Genomic DNA, 17,149 nt, shown 5'->3' on the forward strand with positions numbered 1-17,149 from the left:
CAGCGCGGTAAACCGGGCTGCCCTCAGTGCGAAAGCGCGTGCTTTACTTGGAAGCAGCGCCGGTCGTCTTGCCGAAGCGGTTGCGGAACTTCTCGACGCGACCACCCATGTTGTCGACCGACTTTTGCGTGCCGGTGTAGAACGGGTGCGATTCGCTCGTGGTGTCGAGCTTGAACAGCGGCAGTTCGCGGCCGTCGTCGGTCTTGCCCATTTCCTTGGTGTTCGCGCACGAACGGGTCACGAACTTGAAGCCGTTCGACATGTCGACGAACAGAACTTCGCGGTAATTCGGGTGAATGCCTTCTTTTGCCATGGTGTTTCCTTTGGGGTCGATGCGAGAGCCACAAGCGTGCCGGCAGGGGGCAAGCTGTTCCTTGGGGAAGCGCCGGGCAAAACGCCCAGCCGCACTTTTCGCGGAGCCGCCGATTATCGCATACTGGCCGTTTCGAGCGAAAGGCCTCCGTAGATGACCTCCAGAACCTTGCGCGCCGGCCTCGTCGGCTACGGCTTTGCCGGCCAGACCTTCCATGCGCCCGTGCTTTCGGCCGTGCCGGGGCTTGAGCTAGGGGCCGTCGCCAGCTCGCAGCCGCAAAAAGTCAATGCCGACTGGCCGAATGCAGCCGTTATGCCCGATGTGGAGGCACTGGTAGCCCGGCCGGACATCGACCTGGTGGTGGTCGCCACCCCGAACGCGCTGCATTATCCGGTTGCCAAGGCGGCGCTGGAAGCCGGCAAACACGTGGTGGTGGACAAGCCTTTCACCCTCGACGTGGCCGAGGCCCGGGATCTGGAAGCGTTGGCTCGGCGCAACAACCGGTTGCTGGCGGTTTACCAGAACCGGCGCTTCGACGCCGACTACCTCACGCTCAAGGACGTGCTGGCCAGTGGTGAATTGGGCCGCCCGGTGTACCTCGAATCGCATTTCGACCGCTTTCGCCCCGAGGTTCGGGACCGCTGGCGCGAGCAGAAGGTGCCCGGCGCTGGCCTGTGGGTCGACCTGGGTGCGCATCTGGTCGACCAGGCTGTCCAACTGTTTGGAAAGCCCGACTCGCTGCAGCTCGACACCGCGGCGCTGCGCGACGGGGCGCAGGTCGAAGACTACTTTCATGCCGTGCTGCGCTACGAAAGCGGTCCGCACGCGCCGCTGCGCGTGGTGCTCCACGCCACGACGCTGGCGGCCCATGCGGCGCCGCGCTACATCGTTCACGGCACGCGCGGCAGCTACATCAAGCATGGCGTCGATCCGCAGGAAGACGCGCTGCGCGCCGGACAGCGGCCGCCCATGGCGGGGTGGGGCGCTGACCCGCAAGACGGCGAACTCGTGGTGCCCGGCAGCGACGGCGGCGAGCCGCAACGCCGTATCTGGCCCACGCGGGCCGGCAACTACGTCGACTACTACGCTGCGGTGCGCCACGCGATCCTTGGCAATGGCCCGAATCCGGTGCCTCCAGAGCAGGCCGTCGCGCTGATGGAATTGCTCGACATCGGCCAGCAGAGCGCGGCCGAGGGGCGGGCGATTCGCATCGTCGAACGCCCATGAAAAAAGCGCGCTGACCTGTAAGGGTCAACGCGCTTTGCGGCGAGCGTGGTGCTCAGCCGCCGCGACGCATCATGTCGAAGAACTCGACATTCGTTTTCGTCGCCTTCATGTTCTTGAGCATCAGCTCCATCGACTCGATCTCGTCCATGTTGTACATGAGCTGGCGCAGGATGCGGGTCTTCTGCAGGATCTCGGGGGCGAGCAGCAGCTCTTCGCGGCGCGTGCCGCTGCGGTTGAGCTGGATCGACGGGAACACGCGCTTTTCGTACAGGCGGCGGTCCAGGTGGATTTCGGAGTTGCCGGTGCCCTTGAACTCTTCGAAGATCACTTCGTCCATGCGGCTGCCGGTGTCGATCAGCGCGGTGCCGATGATGGTGAGCGAGCCGCCTTCTTCCACGTTGCGCGCCGCGCCCAGGAAGCGCTTGGGGCGCTGCAGCGCGTTGGAGTCGACACCGCCGGTCAGCACCTTGCCCGACGAGGGCACGACGTTGTTGTAGGCGCGGGCGAGGCGGGTGATCGAGTCGAGCAGGATCACCACGTCTTTCTTGAGCTCGACCAGGCGCTTGGCGCGCTCGATCACCATTTCGGCCACGTGCACGTGTCGCGCGGCGGGCTCGTCGAAGGTCGAGGCAATGACCTCGCCCTTCACGGTGCGCTGCATTTCGGTCACTTCTTCAGGCCGCTCGTCCACCAGCAGCACCATCATGTGCACTTCGGGGTAGTTGGCGCTGATGGCGTGGGCGATGTGCTGCATCATCACCGTCTTGCCGCTCTTGGGCGGCGCCACCAGCAGGGCGCGCTGGCCTTTGCCGATGGGGGCGATGATGTCGATGATCCGGCCCGTGATGTTCTCGTCGCTCTTGATGCCGTCGCGCTCGAGCTTCATCTGCTCCTTGGGGAACAGCGGCGTCAGGTTCTCGAACATCACCTTGTGCTTGTTCTGCTCGGGCGGACCGTCGTTGACCTTGTCGAGCTTGGTCAGCGCGAAGTAGCGCTCGCCGTCCTTGGGCGTGCGCACTTCGCCTTCGATCATGTCGCCGGTGTGCAGGTTGAAGCGGCGCACCTGGCTCGGCGAGATGTAGATGTCGTCGGTGCTGGCCGTGAAGCTGGTGTCCGGGCTGCGCAGAAAGCCGAAGCCGTCGGGCAGGATTTCGAGCACGCCGTCGGCGAAGACCTGCTCGCCGGCCTTGGCGCGCTTCTTGATGATCGCGAACATCAGCTCTTGCTTGCGCATGCGGCCGACGTTTTCGATCTCAAGCGCTTCAGCCTGCTTGAGGACTTCAGACACGTGGAGTGCCTTGAGTTCGTTTAAGTGCATGGAATGACCCCTCGCGGGGTAATCGATCGGAAAACGGGGGGAGGTTAAACGTGAAGCGAGAACTGCTTCACTAACCGGGGAACTCGAACCGGTTGCCTGAAAGGGCCGGTGATCTGTGGGAGATTATGACAGGAAAAATCGCCCGGCCAACGCATTGCGCGCTGGCCGGTTGAAATGTCTCAGGCGAGCTGCTGGTCGATGAAGGCCGTGAGTTGCGCCTTGCTCATGGCGCCGACCTTGGTGGCGGCGAGCTGGCCGTCCTTGAACAGCATGAGCGTGGGGATGCCGCGGATGCCGAACTTGGCCGGAATGTCGCGGTTTTCGTCCACGTTGAGCTTGGCGATCTGCAGCTTGCCTTCGTAGGCGGTCGACACTTCATCCAGGATGGGTGCGATCATCTTGCAGGGGCCGCACCATTCGGCCCAGTAGTCGACCAGCACGGGCTGGCTGGACTTGAGCACGTCGGCTTCGAAGGAAGAATCGGAGATGTGTTTGATCAGGTCGCTGGCCATGTGATGTGTCCTTGTGCGCGGAGAGTTTCGGTGCAGCTAAAGTGCTGGTCATTGTGACAGAAACCAAGGGGTGGGGTGCCGTGCGGGAACGCTATGGCGCCGATAGCAAAAGCCCGTTGCGCGTCGCGCCCCACGCCCTCCAACCTCTCGATAGAACATGAACGAAGGCCACCCCGTCCAGGCCCTGTGGTGCGACCCCGCCGACGGCGTGGTTGCGCGCATTGCCGCCGCTATTGCACAGCGGCAGCTGCACGCGGCGCGCACCGTGGTCCTGGTGCCCTATGCGCAGCTCATGGGAGTCGCGCGCGGCATGTGGGGGCGCTGCGGCAGCGCGGGCTTCGTGCCGCGGTTCGAAACCACGCGCAACTGGGCGCGCAGTTCGGGCGGTTTCTTGCCCACGGGCTACGACATTGCCTTCGACATGGCGCGCGACCTGGTCACGGCCCAGGCGCTGCTCTCCCAGGCCGGTTTTGCCGCCGAACGCTTTGCGCTGGCGGGCCGCGTGGTCGAGCTGGCCTACCAGTTGGCTCCGCTGGCGGCCGCGGCGTTGCCGCAAGAGCGCGGCAGCGAATGGGCGCAGAAGGCGGCCCACGTGGCCGAAGCGGGCAGCGAGTCGGAGTGGTTCCGCATCGAAAGCGCGCTGATCCGTGTTGCGGTGGCCTGGGCCGCCAACTCGGGCTATGCCACCGATGTGCTGCTGCGCGAGAACGTGCGTAAGCAGGTCGATGCGCTCATCGTGCTCGAAGGCTTCCAGACCGATCCGCTCACGCAGACGCTGTGCAATCTGTGGGGCGACCGCGCGATTCATCTCTCGCTGGTGCCCACGGCGCCACCCGCCGCGGCTGCGAGCGCGCACGTTGCCGACGACCTGGAGGACGAGGCGGAACTGGCCGCCGCCTGCGTGCTGCGGCACTTGGCAGAGGGCCGCGCGCCGGTCGCGCTCATCACCACCGACCGCGCGCTCACGCGCCGCATCGGCGCACAGCTCCAGGCGCACGGCATCACGGCGCACGACGAAACCGGCTGGAAGCTTTCCACCACGCGCGCCGCCGCCACCGTGATGAGTGCACTGCGCGCCTGCGCGCACGACGCCGGCAGCGACCAGGTGCTCGAATGGCTCAAGAGCAGCGCCGACGGCGATGCGCTCGCCGTTCAGGCGCTCGAGGCGCGACTGCGGCGCGAAGGCGTGCGCGAGTGGTCGGCCTGGTGCGGGCAGGCCGCTCGCAGCGAAAAGCCGCAAGACATCGCATTGCTGCCTTTCACCGAAGCCGTGGAAGGCCGCCGCATGGCCTTGGCCCGTTCCAGACCGCTCGCAGACTGGCTTCGCGCCTTGCGCGAGCTGCTCGAAGCCGGCGGGCAGTGGGAGCCGCTCGCCGCCGACATGGCCGGTGGCAAGGTGATCGGTGCCCTGTGGCTCGATGCCGGCGCGCACGGCGACGACGACGAATTTCCCGGTGGACGCCATACGCTGGCCGAGTTCACCGCCTGGGTGCGCGACGTGCTCGAAGACGCCAGCTTTGTGCCGCCAGCCGGCGGCGACGTGCCCCAGGTGGTGGTGTTGCCGTTGCACCAGCTGTTGGGCCGGGCGTTCGGCGCGGTGGTCATTCCCGGGTGCGACGACCGGCGCCTGCCTGCCTCGCCCGAGCCACCTGGCAACTGGAGCGCCGCCCAACGCGCAGAACTCGGCCTGCCCGCGCGCGAAACGCTCGAGGCCGCGCAACGTTCGGCCTGGGCCGCGGCCTTGTGCAACCCTTGTTGCGAATTGCTCTGGCGCCAATCCGATGCCAGCGGCGAGCCCGTGCGGCCGAGCCCGCTGGTGCAGTCGCTGCAACTCGACCATGCGTTGCAAATGGCGCCGGACCCACGCACGCCGCGCGATGTTGCGCTGCAGCCGACCTTGTACCCGACGCCCTCTGGAGCGCTTTTGCCGCTGCGGAACATTTCGACCAGCGTCTACGAAGACCTGCGCCGCTGTCCCTACCGCTTTTTCGCGTTGCGGCAGTTGGGCCTTCGCAGTGCCGACGAGCTCGACGCCGAGGTCGACAAGCGCGACTTCGGCAACTGGCTGCATGCCGTGCTGGGCCACTTTCATGAGGCGCTGAAGAAAACCCCCACCGACGACACGGCGGAACGCGTGGCGTACATCACCGCCGCGGCCGAGCGCGCCACGCACGAGTTCGCGCTCTCCGACGCCGAGTTCCTGCCGTTCGCCGCGGCTTGGCCGGCGGTACGCGACGGTTACCTGCAGTGGCTTGCCGGCCATGAAGCAAGCGGCGCGGTCTTCGCCGAATCGGAACCGTGGATGGAGCAGCCGCTGGGCAACCTGCAGCTGGTCGGCCGGCTGGACCGCATCGACCGCATGCCCGACGGCCAGGCCTTCGTGATTGACTACAAGACCGAATCGGCCGCGGTCACCAAGGAGCGCGTGAAAGATCCGACCGAGGACACGCAGCTTGCCTTCTATGCCGCGCTGGTGGCTGACGACACGCTGCGCGCCGCCTACGTGAACGTCGGCGAAAAATCGTCCGGCACGCAGACCGTCGAACAGCCCGTGGTGGTGGAGGCGCGCGATGCGCTGGTCGCGGGCATCCTCGATGATTTCACCCGCATCGCCGAGGGTGCGGCGCTCCCGCCGTTGGGGGAGGGCGCCATCTGCGACTACTGCGCCGCACGGGGGCTTTGCAGAAAAGACTTCTGGGAAATCGAACAACCTCCGCCTTCGACTGACGCTGTGGCTGGAGGGCCTGCCCGATGAACGGCGCCGCCTACGAACACAACGGCCGGCACGTCACGCGCGAGGCGTTCTACACCGTCGCCTGCGATCCGCGCCGCTCCGTTGCGGTCGAAGCCTGCGCCGGTGCGGGCAAGACCTGGATGCTGGTGTCCCGCATCTTGCGCGCGCTGCTCGAAGAGGGCGAATCCGCCTGCGAGCCGCACGAGATCCTGGCCATTACCTTCACCAAGAAGGCTGCTGGAGAGATGCGCGAGCGGCTCGACCAATGGCTGGAGCAGTTCGCCGAGCGCAGCCCCGAAGAGCTGGTGCGCGAACTCGTGATGCGCGGTGTCGATCCCCCGGCGGCACTTGCCGCCGTGCCGCGCCTGAAAGGCCTCTACAGGCGGTTGCTCGAAGGCGGTCGGCCGGTGCAGTTCCGCACCTTTCACGCCTGGTTTGCGGGGCTTTTGCGCAACGCGCCGCTGGCGGTGCTGCGCGAACTCGGCCTCCCCGCGAACTACGAACTGCTCGAAGATGATGCGGAGGCGCGCGCGCGCACCTGGCGCCCGTTCTTCGAAGCCGTGACGGCCGACAAGGAGGCGCTGGCCGACTACTACGCCGTCGTGGCCACCTACGGCCGGTCGCAGACCGCCAAGGCATTGGGCGAAGCGCTCACGCGCCGTGTCGAGTTTTCGCTGTCCGATCCGGCGTCGGCCGTGCAGCACTTCAGCGCCATGCATCCGTCGCTCGCAGGGCTCGGGGAACCGACCGATGCCTTGAATGGAGACCTTGTCAGGCGCCGCTGGCTCGATCGCGCCGCAGCGCTCGGCCGAGAGGCCAACAAGACGCCGCAGAAGGCCGCCGAGGCGATCATCGACGTGTTCGGCACCGGCGAACCGCCGCGGGAATCGCGCGCCGCCGCCCTGGCGCACCTGCGCAAGAACTTCTTCGTCGCGACGGAAGACCGGCTCACCAAGAACCTGCAGAAATACCCCGCCGCGCAAGAAGCCGAAGCCGAGCTCCAGACTCTGTGCATGGCGCAGGCCCAGCACGCGGCGTGGCTCTACCAGCAGCGCATGACGCGCCTTACGCGCATCCTCGTCTCCGCCTTTGCCGACGTGAAGCGCGCGCACGGATGGGTCGACATGAACGACGTCGAGCAGGCCGCGCAATTGCTGCTCGGCCAGTCGGCGCTGTCGGGCTGGGTGCAGGAGCGGCTCGATGCACGCATCGCCCATCTGCTGATCGACGAGTTCCAGGACACCAACCCGCTGCAGTGGCAGGCGCTCTACGGGTGGCTCAGCGCCTACACCGGCGCGGGCGGCAAGGCACCGCGCGTCTTCATTGTGGGCGACCCGAAGCAGAGCATCTACCGCTTTCGCCGTGCCGAGCCGCAGGTGTTCATCGCTGCCAAGAAGTTCGTGCGCGAAGGCTTGGGCGGCGAACTGCTCAACTGCGACCACACCCACCGCAACGCGCGTGCGGTAGTCGGTCTTGTCAACCAGGCGATGCTGGCCGCGCAAGAGGCGGGAGAATTCGACGGCTACCGCGCACACACCACCGAGCGGAGCGACGAGGGCGAACTGCTCAAGCTCCCGCCCATCGACCGCGATGCAGTCAGCACGGCCGCAGCAGCACCTGCCGACGACGGCATGCTGCATTGGCGCGACAGCCTCGTTACGCCGCGCGTGTTGCCCGAAGAGCAGTTGCTGCAAAAGGAATGCGAACAGGCCGCGCGCTGGGTGGCGCAACGCATTGCCGACGGCACGCCGCCGCGGCAGATCATGGTGTTGGCGCGACGCCGCAACCGGCTGTCCGCCATGCAAGACGCGCTGCGTCAGCGGCACATTCCCGTGCAGCAACCTGAAAAGAACGAGCTGCACGATGCGCCTGAAGTGCAGGACGTGGTCGCGCTGATCGATGCGCTGGTATCGCCCGCGCACGACCTCTCCCTGGCACGCGCGCTCAAGTCGCCGCTGTTCGGCATCGGCGACGATGCGCTGGTGCAGTTGGCGCTGCGCCAGCGCGAGCAACCTTCGTCGAGTTGGTTCGCGTTGATTCAAAAGGGCGAAGACCTGCCGCAGGAACTGGTCGAGGCGGGCGCCAAGCTCAAGCAGTGGCGGCGCTGGCTTGCTGCGTTGCCCCCGCACGATGCGCTCGATGCGATCTTTCACGATGGCGATGTGCTCGCCAGGTTCGGTGCCGCCATGCCCTCGGCCATGCGACAGAGTGCCTTGGCCAATCTGCGCGGGCTGCTGGCGGCATCGCTCGAGATCGAAGGCGCCCGCTACGCCACGCCTTATGCGCTGGTGCGCGTATTGCGCGCCGGGGGCGTCAGGGCACCGTCCGTCGCGGTGCCAGATGCGGTGCAACTCCTGACGGTACACGGCGCCAAGGGCCTCGAGGCCGACACCGTGCTCATGCTCGACTGCGACGCGCCGCCGCCGCGCGCCCAGACCATGGGTGTGCTGGTCGAATGGAAGGGGAGCGACAGTGCACCCACGCGCTTCGTGTTCCTGGCAAGCGAGAAAACGCCGCCGGGCTGCGCCACCACATTGCTCGAAGAAGAACAGCGCGCACGCCACCGTGAGGAGCTCAACGGTCTTTATGTGGCGACCACCCGGGCGCGTGAGCGCCTTGTGCTGTCGTCGGTGCAGCCGGCCCGCGCGAACGAGGGCAGCTGGTGGACGCGGCTCGAATCGATCTGCGAACCCGTCGAAGCCGACGAGCCGCTGATCGTGTTGCCGGTGGCTTCCGGCACAGGCAGCTTCCCCATGAAGCAGATGCCGGTGCTCGCGCCAGCGGTCAAGGAACCCGTGGCTATCAAGAAAGCCGCTGACACTACCGTCGATGCGCGCGCTGCCGCGTTCGGCCAGGCGATGCACCGTCTGCTCGAATGGGCCGAGCCGGGCGAGCCCTTGCCGGCTGCGCACGTGCGAGCCGCCGCGCGCGAGTTCTTGCTCGATGCGCAGCAGGCACGCGGCGCCGCGGTGCTCGCCGAGCGCATTCGCGGCGGCGCCGGGGCATGGGCGTGGAATGAGCGCATGATCGACTGGCACGGCAATGAAGTCACTCTGGTGCACGAAGGCGAAACGTTGCGCATCGACCGACTGGTGCGCGAGCGCATCACCGGCGCCTGGTGGATCCTCGACTACAAATCTGCCGCTCGCCCCGAGCGCGACGCGGCACTCATCGCACAGATGCAGCGCTACCGCGCCGCCGTGCAACATGCCTACCCCGGTGCCACGGTGCGCGCCGCGTTCCTGACCGGGCAGGGCGAACTGGTACATCTCGAATGACTCTTTCCCATACCGTTGCCGTGATCGGCGGCGGACCTGCCGGCCTCATGGCGGCCGAAGTCTTGAGCGCGTCCGGCGTGCAGGTGCACGTCTACGACGCCATGCCCTCCGTGGGCCGCAAGTTCCTGCTGGCCGGCCGCGGCGGGCTGAACCTCACACACTCGGAGCCCTTTGACATCTTCATGAGCCGGTTCGGCGACCGGCGCGCACAGCTCGAACCCATGCTCACCCAGTTCGGACCGGAGCAGGTGCGCCAATGGGCAGCAGGCCTGGGCATCGAGACTTTCGTGGGCACATCGGGCCGCGTCTTCCCGACCGACATGAAAGCCGCGCCGTTGCTGCGTGCGTGGCTGCAGCGGCTGCGCGCAGCGGGCGTGCAGTTTCATATGCGCCATCGCTGGCTTGTCGACGGAGATGCGCCGATAGCTGCGGCTTCGCTGCGGTTTGCCACCCCGGGCGGTGAAGCCACCGTGAAGGCCGATGCGGTAGTGCTCGCGCTCGGTGGTGCAAGCTGGGCGCGGCTGGGCTCCGACGGCACTTGGGCGCCGTGGCTCCAGGCGCGCGGCGTCGACGTCGCGCCGCTGCTGCCCGCCAATTGCGGCTTCGATGGAGCAGGGTGGAGTGAACATTTCTCCAGCCGCTTTGCGGGCCAGCCCTTCAAGTCGGTCGCCATTTCATTCACCGACAGCCAAGGCCGCCGCTTTGCGCGCAAGGGCGAGTTCGTTGCGACTGCCACCGGTATCGAGGGTAGCCTGATCTATGCAGCATCGGCATTCCTGCGCGACGAGATCGCCGCGCACGGCAGCGCCACGCTGCTGCTCGATCTGCTGCCCGACCGAAGTGCCGAGCAGGTGCTGGCTGCCGTCACCCATCCGCGGGGCGCCCGCTCGCTCAGCAGCCACCTCAAGAGCCGGCTCGGCCTGGAAGGCATCAAGACCGGTGTGCTGCACGAAGTGCTGAACCGCGAGGCCATGCAAGACGCTGCCCAATTGGCGGCGACCATCAAGGCCGTGCCGCTGCGCCTGGTTGCGGCGCGCCCCATCGATGAAGCCATCAGCACCGCGGGCGGCGTTCGCTTCGATGCACTCGACGAAGGGCTCATGGCAAGCGCATTGCCGGGCGTGTTCCTTGCGGGGGAAATGCTCGATTGGGAGGCGCCGACCGGCGGTTACCTGCTGACGGCCTCCATGGCCAGCGGCGCGGCCGCGGCGCGCGGAGCGATCAAACGGCTGAACGTCTAACGGTTTATCCCGGCTGCGGCGCGGCAAGCCTCAGAGCCGCGCTGCGGCCCGGGTGTCGGCAAAAACACTGCGCCCCAGCCAGCGCCACAGGTCGCGGGTATCGGATTCAGTGCCAATGACGCGCAAGCGCCGCTCGCGCAACGCAGCCCCGGCGTCGAGGTCGCCGGTCCAGATCTCGGTCAGCGTCCGCACGGTTGATTCGACAATCAGCGTCGGCTCCTCGCCAGGGTTGTCGCGGCAGAGGTCGGCGCTGCCCTGGTCGACGACCAGCCACCACCGCCGCTCGCCGTCGGGCGCGTCGGTGAAGCGGAAGTGGATCACGATGCAGCGTGCGCGCGGGCACTCGTCGATCCGCACGAAGCGGCGGACGTCCCACATCAGGAAGCCGGCGTCCAGCTGGTCGCGCTTGAGCCGGCTGCCGATCCAGCGCGCACCCCAATGGCCCAGCGCCATCACGATGGGGCGCAGCTCCTCGCCCGCTGCGGTCAGGTGGTATTCGGCCGTGCTTCCGTCGCCATTAACCCGTTTGACGACGCCCACTTCCTCCAGCTTGCGCAGGCGCTGGGCCAATAGCGAGCCCGACATGCGCGGCACGCCGCGCCGGATGTCGTTGAAGCGCGTGCTGCCGCACAGCAGTTCGCGCACGACCAGCGGCGTCCAGCGCTCGCACAGCACCTCGGCGCCGCGCGCCACAGTACAAAACTGGCCGTAGTCGATCATGGCGTCAATTTAGTCCTTGAGGCGCGCCGAGGCCAGTACAAATTCTGGACTGGCGAAGCTTGGGCCGCGCGGCCATTCTTGAGACTCCCTCACTCGATGGAGACACATCATGGAAACCGCCACAGCCGCGCCGGCATTCAACGCCGCCGCCTTCAAGACCACCACGCGCGCTCAGTGGCAGGCCGCCGCCGAGGCCTGGCACCGCTGGGGACCGTTTCTCGGCCGCTGGCTGGGCGATGCGACGGAAACCATGTTCGATCTGGCCCGCATCGGGCCCGGCAGCCGGGTGCTCGACGTTGCCGCCGGCGCGGGCGAGCAGTCGATCGGTGCCGCGCGGCGCGCGGGCGCCAGTGGTTACGTGCTTGCCACCGACATCGCGCCGGCCTTGCTTGAGCGCGCGGCGGCGGATGCCAAGGCCGCGGGACTGTCGAACCTCGAGACCCTCGAACTCGACGGCGAGGCGCTCGACACGCTGCCTGCCGGCAGCTTCGACGCGGCAATCAGCCGCGTGGGCCTGATCTACTTCCCCGACCAGCAGCGCGCGCTTGCCGGCATGCGGCGCGCCTTGCGTCCGGGCGGGCGGGTGTCGGCGGTCGTCTACTCGACCCCCGAGCGCAACGCGTTCTTCTCGATCCCCGTGAAGATCATTCGCGAACGCGCGCGGCTCCCTGCGCCGCTGCCGGGTCAGCCCGGGCCCTTTTCGCTCGGTGCCGAGGGCGCGCTCGAGGCCGCGTTTGCCAAAGCCGGCTTGCGCGACATCGAAGTGCGCCGGGTGCCGTCGCCGGTGCGGCTGGCGAGTGCGGCCGAATGCGTGCGCTTCGAACGCGAGTCCTTCGGAGCGCTGCACCAGATGATGGTCGGGCTCGATGAGGCCGAGCGCGCGAGCACCTGGGATGCCATCGAAGAGGCGCTGCGCCAGTTCGAAGGCAGCGAAGGCTTCGTCGGGCCATGCGAAATGCTGGTCGGCGCGGGAAGCGCGTGAGGGTGGGAGTGGGGCTTAGAGCCCCTCTTGCAACGCGCAAGTTCTTGTCTTGAGAACTCGCGGTTTTTTGATGTTAGGTTGACGAGCCTTACCCCTGGCACTGACTACGCAGTTAGGGCTGCTTGGTTCCCCACCTGACCCGGTTGGCCACTTCACCATGCAGGGAGGCCCGTCAGCACTTATTGTAACCCCCCAGGCTGCGCGCACTTCGTGTCGCTTCGCCCACCCCTCTGCTGGCGGGCTATACCGGCGGCCGGCGGAGCCGGCTCCGCGGTATCCCGCGAAAAAGGCAGGGCTTTTTAGATTGCGGGGGAGGGCCGGGGACCGGCTCCGCGCCTTTTAGAATGCCCCCAATGTCTTATCTCGTGCTCGCTCGCAAGTTCCGTCCGAAAACCTTTGGCGAGATGGTCGGTCAGGGGCACGTGGTGCAGGCGCTCGAGAACGCGTTGACCACGCAGCGCCTGCATCACGCCTACCTTTTTACCGGCACGCGGGGCGTGGGCAAGACCACGGTGTCGCGCATCCTGGCCAAGTCGCTCAACTGCCAGGGTCCGGATGGGCAGGGCGGCATCACGGCCACGCCTTGCGGGGTGTGCCAGGCCTGCAAGGACATCGATTCGGGCCGCTTCGTTGATTACACCGAACTGGACGCGGCCTCGAACCGCGGCGTGGACGAGGTGCAGTCGCTGCTCGAGCAGGCGGTTTACAAGCCGGTGCAGGGGCGCTTCAAGGTCTTCATGATCGACGAAGTGCACATGCTCACCAACACCGCGTTCAACGCGATGCTGAAGACGCTCGAAGAGCCGCCCGAATACCTCAAGTTCGTGCTGGCAACGACCGATCCGCAGAAAGTGCCGGTCACGGTGCTGTCGCGCTGCCTGCAGTTCAATCTGCGGCCCATGGCGCCTGAAACGGTGCTCGAACACCTGACGAGCGTGCTGCAGACCGAACAGGTACCGGCCGAACCGCAGGCGCTGCGCCTTTTGGCTCGCGCGGCGCGTGGCTCGATGCGCGACGCGCTGTCGCTCACCGACCAGGCGATTGCCTTCGGCAACGGCGAACTGCTCGAAGCCGGCGTGCGGCAGATGCTCGGCAGCGTGGACCGAGGCCATGTGTTCAAGCTGATCGAGGCGCTGGCGCTGGGTGACGGCAAAACGGTGGTCGATACCTCCGAGGCGCTGCGGCGCGACGGCATGTCGGCTGCCTCTACGCTGGAAGAAATGACGGCCGTGCTTCAGGCCATGGCCGTGCTGCAGGCGGTGCCTTCGCGCGCGGAGTCGGCCGATTCGGCCACCGACCCCGATGCGGCCGATACAGCCCGCCTGGCATCGCTGATGCCGGCAGACGAAACCCAACTGCTCTATAGCCTGTGCCTGCACGGCCGCGGCGAGCTGGGCCTGGCGCCCGACGAGTATGCGGCGCTGACGATGGTGCTGCTGCGGCTGCTGGCCTTCAAGCCTTCGGGCGCGGCCACTTCCTCATCGGCCCCTTCGGCTTCAGCGGAAAAAAAAACTCTGAATGACGCCCCACGGGCGGTTTTGGCGCCCACGGCGGCACCTGCGGCTCGGGTTGCACCGGTAGCCGAGGCACCCGCTCGGGCTGCCGCACCGGTGCCCCCGCAAGCCGATGCGGCACCGGCGGGCCAGCGCCTTGCGGTGGTGAGCGAACCGGTGCGGCAGGGCGGGCCGCCGAGGCCGCCCCCTTCGGCGGAGGCGCCGATTGGCGAAGACAGCCCCAGGGTGCTCGCGGTGCCGATTCGCGTACAGCCGCCGCCGGGCCAGCGGGACGTGCCTCGGCCCGACGGGCAGCGCGCCCCCGCAGCGCCCATTCCCCCCAGCGAAGACGGCGATTTCTGGCATGCCACCGTCACGCAGATGATTGCGGCCGAGAGCATCAATGCCCTGGCGCGCGAGCTTGCGCTGCAGTCGCAACTTGTGGCGCGCGACGTCGACCAGTGGATACTGCGCGTGGAGCGTGAACTGCTCAACCAGCCTTCGGCGCGCGAGAAGCTCGCCGACGCGCTCGCGGCCTTGGGCCACAGCGTGAAGCTGGCGATTGAAATCGGCGGCGTGGTCGACAGCCCCGCGCGCCGCAACAAGCACGCGGCCGACGAACGCCAGCGTGTGGCCGAAGAGGCGATTCGCAACGACCCCGAGGTGCAGATGCTGATGCGCGAATTCGATGCGAAGATCGTGCCTGGAACGCTCAAGCCCGCCTGAGCGCCGTCTCTTATCCTTCCCCATTTTTTCCAACCAACAATCAGGACCAACGATGTTCAACAAAGGACAACTGGCCGGCCTCATGAAGCAGGCGCAGGCAATGCAGGACAACCTCAAGAAGGCCCAGGAAGAGCTGGCCACCATCGAGGTCGAAGGCGAATCGGGTGCCGGCCTGGTCAAGGTCGTGATGACCTGCAAGCACGACGTCAAGCGCATCACCATCGACCCGAGCCTTCTGGCCGACGACAAGGACATGCTCGAAGACCTGGTGGCCGCCGCCTTCAACGCCGCGGTGCGCAAGGCCGAGGAAACCAGCGAACAGAAGATGGGCAAGCTCACGGCCGGCATGCCGGGCCTGCCGCCCGGCATGAAGCTGCCGTTCTGAGCCGTTGATGGCCGACGCCAGTTCGCTCGACGCATTGGTCGATGCGTTGCGCCGCCTGCCCGGTGTCGGCGTGAAGTCGGCCTCGCGCATGGCTTTTCATTTGCTGCAGCACGACCGCGAAGGCGCACAGCTGCTCGCGCGTGCCCTGCAGCAGGCGGCCGGCAACGTGCGGCATTGCGAGCGCTGCAACACCTTCACCGAGGCGCCGGTCTGCAACGTGTGCCTGGACCCGCGCCGCGACGCGAGCAAGCTCTGCGTGGTCGAAACGCCCGCCGACCAGGCCGCGCTCGAGCGCACGGGTGCATTCCGCGGCTACTACTTCGTGCTGATGGGCAAGCTCAGTCCGCTCGACGGCATCGGGCCCAAGGACATCGGCCTGCAGAAGCTCTTCGACCGCGCGCTCGACGGCACGGTCAGCGAGGTGATCCTTGCCACCAACTTCACGGCAGAGGGCGAAGCCACCGCGCACGTGATCGGCGAAGCCCTCAAGCAGCGCGGCCTCAACGTGACACGGCTTGCGCGCGGCGTGCCGGCGGGCAGCGAACTCGAATACGTCGATCTCGGCACCATCGCGCATGCGCTGGTAGACCGCAGGTAGGCACAGACAACCGACATGACTCTTTCACTGCTGACGATTGCCTACTGGTGCGTGTTCATTGCCTGCGGCCTGCCGTACCTGGCGGCATGGATCGCCAAGGTCGGCAGCTTCGGGCCGCGCGACAACATCCAGCCGCGCGATTGGGCCGCAAAGCAGAGCGGCTGGCGCGCACGCGCGAACAGCGCGCAGGCCAACAGCTTCGAAGGGCTGCCGTTCTTCATCGGCGCGGTGATCATTGCGCATCAGCTCGGTGCGGCGCAGGCAAGGCTCGACATGCTTGCGGCTGCATATGTCGTCTTGCGCGTGATCTACATCGCGGTGTACATCAAGGGCATCGGCAGCGTGCGCAGCGCAGTGTGGGCACTCGGATTCCTGGTCAACATCGCGATTCTTTTCGTCGCGCGATAGGCGCACCAAGCCATCGGAAGAGGCCTCGTAGAGGTCTTCATGTTTACGTAAAAACCCGCACGGGATGACCCCGATGCAGGCAACGTGGGCGCACCCCTAAGCTCGATTCAGTTCACCAGAATCAAAGAGCCCGCAGGACCGCTCCATGCTCCATCGCAGAACCCTCATCACCGCCTCCGCAGTCGCTGCCGCAGCAGTTGCGCTGCCGCGGGTCTTTGCGCAAGCCAAACTCGAGAAGACGAAGATTTCCATCGCAGTCGGCGGCAAGGCGGCCTTCTACTACCTGCCTCTCACCATCTCCGAGCAGCTCGGCTACTTCAAGGCCGAAGGCCTCGAGGTCGAGATTTCCGACTTTGCCGGCGGTGCACGCGCGCTGCAGGCCGTGGTGGGCGGCTCGGCCGACGTGTGCTCCGGCGCCTACGAGCACACCATCAATCTGCAGGCCAAGAACCAGTTCTTCCAGGCCTTCGTGCTGCAGGGCCGCGCACCGCAAATCGCGGTGGGCGTGTCGACCAAGAACATGGCGGGCTACGCCGGCATTGCCGACCTGAAGGGCAAGAAGATCGGCGTCTCGGCGCCGGGCTCGTCCACCAACATGGTGGCCAACCTCGTGCTCTCGCGCGGCGGCTTGAAGGCCAGCGACGTGAGCTACATCGGCGTGGGTGTCGCGGCCGGCGCGCTCACGGCGCTGCGCTCGGGCCAGATCGACGCCATCAGCAACACCGACCCGGTGATGACCATGCTCGAGCAGAAGGGCGACGTGAAGATCATCAGCGACACGCGCACGCTCAAGGGCACGCAGCAGGTGTTCGGCGGTCCGATGCCCGCGGCCTGCCTCTACGCGCCGATGGACTTCATCCAGAAGAACCCCAACACCTGCCAGGCGCTGGCCAACGCCATCGTGCACGGCCTCAAGTGGCTGCAGACTGCGGGGCCCGGCGACATCATCAAGACGGTGCCCGAAACCTATCTGCTCGGCGACCGCGCGCTGTACCTTGCGTCTTTCGACAAGGTGCGCGAGTCGATTGCCACCGATGGCCTCGTGCCGACCGAAGGGCCGAAGACGGCGCTCGCGGCCATCTCCAGCTTCGACACGGCAGTGAAGGCCGACAAGATCGACCTCGCCAAGACCTACACCAACGATTTTGCCCGGCGCGCGAAGGACAGGTTCAAAGCCTGACCTCCGAACGTCCCCGCGACCCGGCTTCGGCCGG

At 66.8% G+C, this 17,149-nt stretch carries 14 protein-coding genes and 1 other RNA gene; 10 read left to right on the top strand and 5 right to left on the bottom strand.

Annotation, left to right across the window (positions count from 1 at the left end; all coding sequences use genetic code 11):
- Positions 1-43 precede the first annotated feature (43 nt).
- On the bottom strand, positions 44-313 hold the full coding sequence (locus tag GOQ09_RS12190) for a type B 50S ribosomal protein L31 (protein WP_019653042.1): 270 nt from the start codon (positions 311-313) through the stop codon (positions 44-46).
- Positions 314-466: 153 nt separating this feature from the next.
- Between GOQ09_RS12190 and GOQ09_RS12195 the strand changes: the two genes are divergently transcribed.
- Complete coding sequence (locus GOQ09_RS12195; protein ID WP_157613651.1) at positions 467-1,540, top strand: oxidoreductase; 1,074 nt, start codon at positions 467-469, stop codon at positions 1,538-1,540.
- Positions 1,541-1,592: 52 nt separating this feature from the next.
- Here GOQ09_RS12195 and rho read toward each other — a convergent pair whose 3' ends face one another.
- Complete coding sequence (gene rho / locus GOQ09_RS12200) at positions 1,593-2,858, bottom strand: transcription termination factor Rho (RefSeq protein ID WP_012747432.1); 1,266 nt, start codon at positions 2,856-2,858, stop codon at positions 1,593-1,595.
- A gap of 179 nt (positions 2,859-3,037) precedes the next feature.
- Positions 3,038-3,370, bottom strand: a complete 333-nt coding sequence (gene trxA, locus GOQ09_RS12205) for a thioredoxin TrxA (RefSeq protein ID WP_012747433.1) — start codon at positions 3,368-3,370, stop codon at positions 3,038-3,040.
- Between the two features lie 157 nt (positions 3,371-3,527).
- Here trxA and GOQ09_RS12210 point away from each other — a divergent pair, with 157 nt between their 5' ends.
- From GOQ09_RS12210 to GOQ09_RS12220, 3 genes are read left to right on the top strand one after another with little or no spacing between them, the layout of a single operon-like run.
- On the top strand, positions 3,528-6,125 hold the full coding sequence (locus GOQ09_RS12210; RefSeq protein WP_157613652.1) for a PD-(D/E)XK nuclease family protein: 2,598 nt from the start codon (positions 3,528-3,530) through the stop codon (positions 6,123-6,125).
- Positions 6,122-9,382: a UvrD-helicase domain-containing protein gene (locus GOQ09_RS12215; protein WP_157613653.1), complete on the top strand. Its 3,261-nt coding sequence runs from the start codon at positions 6,122-6,124 to the stop codon at positions 9,380-9,382. Before GOQ09_RS12210 ends, GOQ09_RS12215 begins: the two co-directional genes overlap by 4 nt.
- Positions 9,379-10,623 carry a TIGR03862 family flavoprotein gene (locus tag GOQ09_RS12220; protein ID WP_157613654.1) on the top strand — a complete coding sequence of 415 codons (1,245 nt, stop codon included), beginning with the start codon at positions 9,379-9,381 and terminating at the stop codon, positions 10,621-10,623. Before GOQ09_RS12215 ends, GOQ09_RS12220 begins: the two co-directional genes overlap by 4 nt.
- Before the next feature lie 30 nt (positions 10,624-10,653).
- On the opposite strand, the gene GOQ09_RS12225 is transcribed toward GOQ09_RS12220, so the two are convergent.
- Positions 10,654-11,343 (bottom strand): winged helix-turn-helix transcriptional regulator, encoded by a 690-nt coding sequence (locus tag GOQ09_RS12225; protein WP_207309951.1) that lies wholly within the window; start codon positions 11,341-11,343, stop codon positions 10,654-10,656.
- Positions 11,344-11,452: 109 nt separating this feature from the next.
- Between GOQ09_RS12225 and GOQ09_RS12230 the strand changes: the two genes are divergently transcribed.
- The gene (locus tag GOQ09_RS12230; RefSeq protein ID WP_157613655.1) at positions 11,453-12,325 is read left to right on the top strand and encodes a class I SAM-dependent methyltransferase; all 873 of its coding nucleotides are present in this window, start codon (positions 11,453-11,455) and stop codon (positions 12,323-12,325) included.
- Between the two features lie 77 nt (positions 12,326-12,402).
- Here the strand turns inward: GOQ09_RS12230 and ffs are convergent.
- Positions 12,403-12,499: signal recognition particle sRNA small type (gene ffs / locus GOQ09_RS12235), an RNA gene on the bottom strand.
- Positions 12,500-12,678: 179 nt separating this feature from the next.
- Here ffs and dnaX point away from each other — a divergent pair.
- The 5 genes from dnaX (at position 12,679) to GOQ09_RS12260 (ending at position 17,115) form a co-directional block, all read left to right on the top strand.
- Complete coding sequence (gene dnaX, locus GOQ09_RS12240; RefSeq protein WP_157613656.1) at positions 12,679-14,544, top strand: DNA polymerase III subunit gamma/tau; 1,866 nt, start codon at positions 12,679-12,681, stop codon at positions 14,542-14,544.
- A gap of 52 nt (positions 14,545-14,596) precedes the next feature.
- The gene (locus GOQ09_RS12245; protein ID WP_012747441.1) at positions 14,597-14,929 is read left to right on the top strand and encodes a YbaB/EbfC family nucleoid-associated protein; all 333 of its coding nucleotides are present in this window, start codon (positions 14,597-14,599) and stop codon (positions 14,927-14,929) included.
- 7 nt (positions 14,930-14,936) lie between these two features.
- Complete coding sequence (gene recR, locus GOQ09_RS12250; RefSeq protein WP_126746508.1) at positions 14,937-15,527, top strand: recombination mediator RecR; 591 nt, start codon at positions 14,937-14,939, stop codon at positions 15,525-15,527.
- Positions 15,528-15,542: 15 nt separating this feature from the next.
- A complete protein-coding gene (locus GOQ09_RS12255) occupies positions 15,543-15,935 on the top strand; it encodes an MAPEG family protein (RefSeq protein ID WP_157613657.1) in 393 nt (130 codons plus the stop codon).
- A gap of 145 nt (positions 15,936-16,080) precedes the next feature.
- On the top strand, positions 16,081-17,115 hold the full coding sequence (locus GOQ09_RS12260) for an ABC transporter substrate-binding protein (RefSeq protein WP_157613658.1): 1,035 nt from the start codon (positions 16,081-16,083) through the stop codon (positions 17,113-17,115).
- Positions 17,116-17,149: the final 34 nt, after the last annotated feature.

The organism is Variovorax paradoxus (assembly GCF_009755665.1).
GTDB classification, from domain to species: Bacteria; Pseudomonadota; Gammaproteobacteria; order Burkholderiales; family Burkholderiaceae_C; genus Variovorax; species Variovorax paradoxus_G.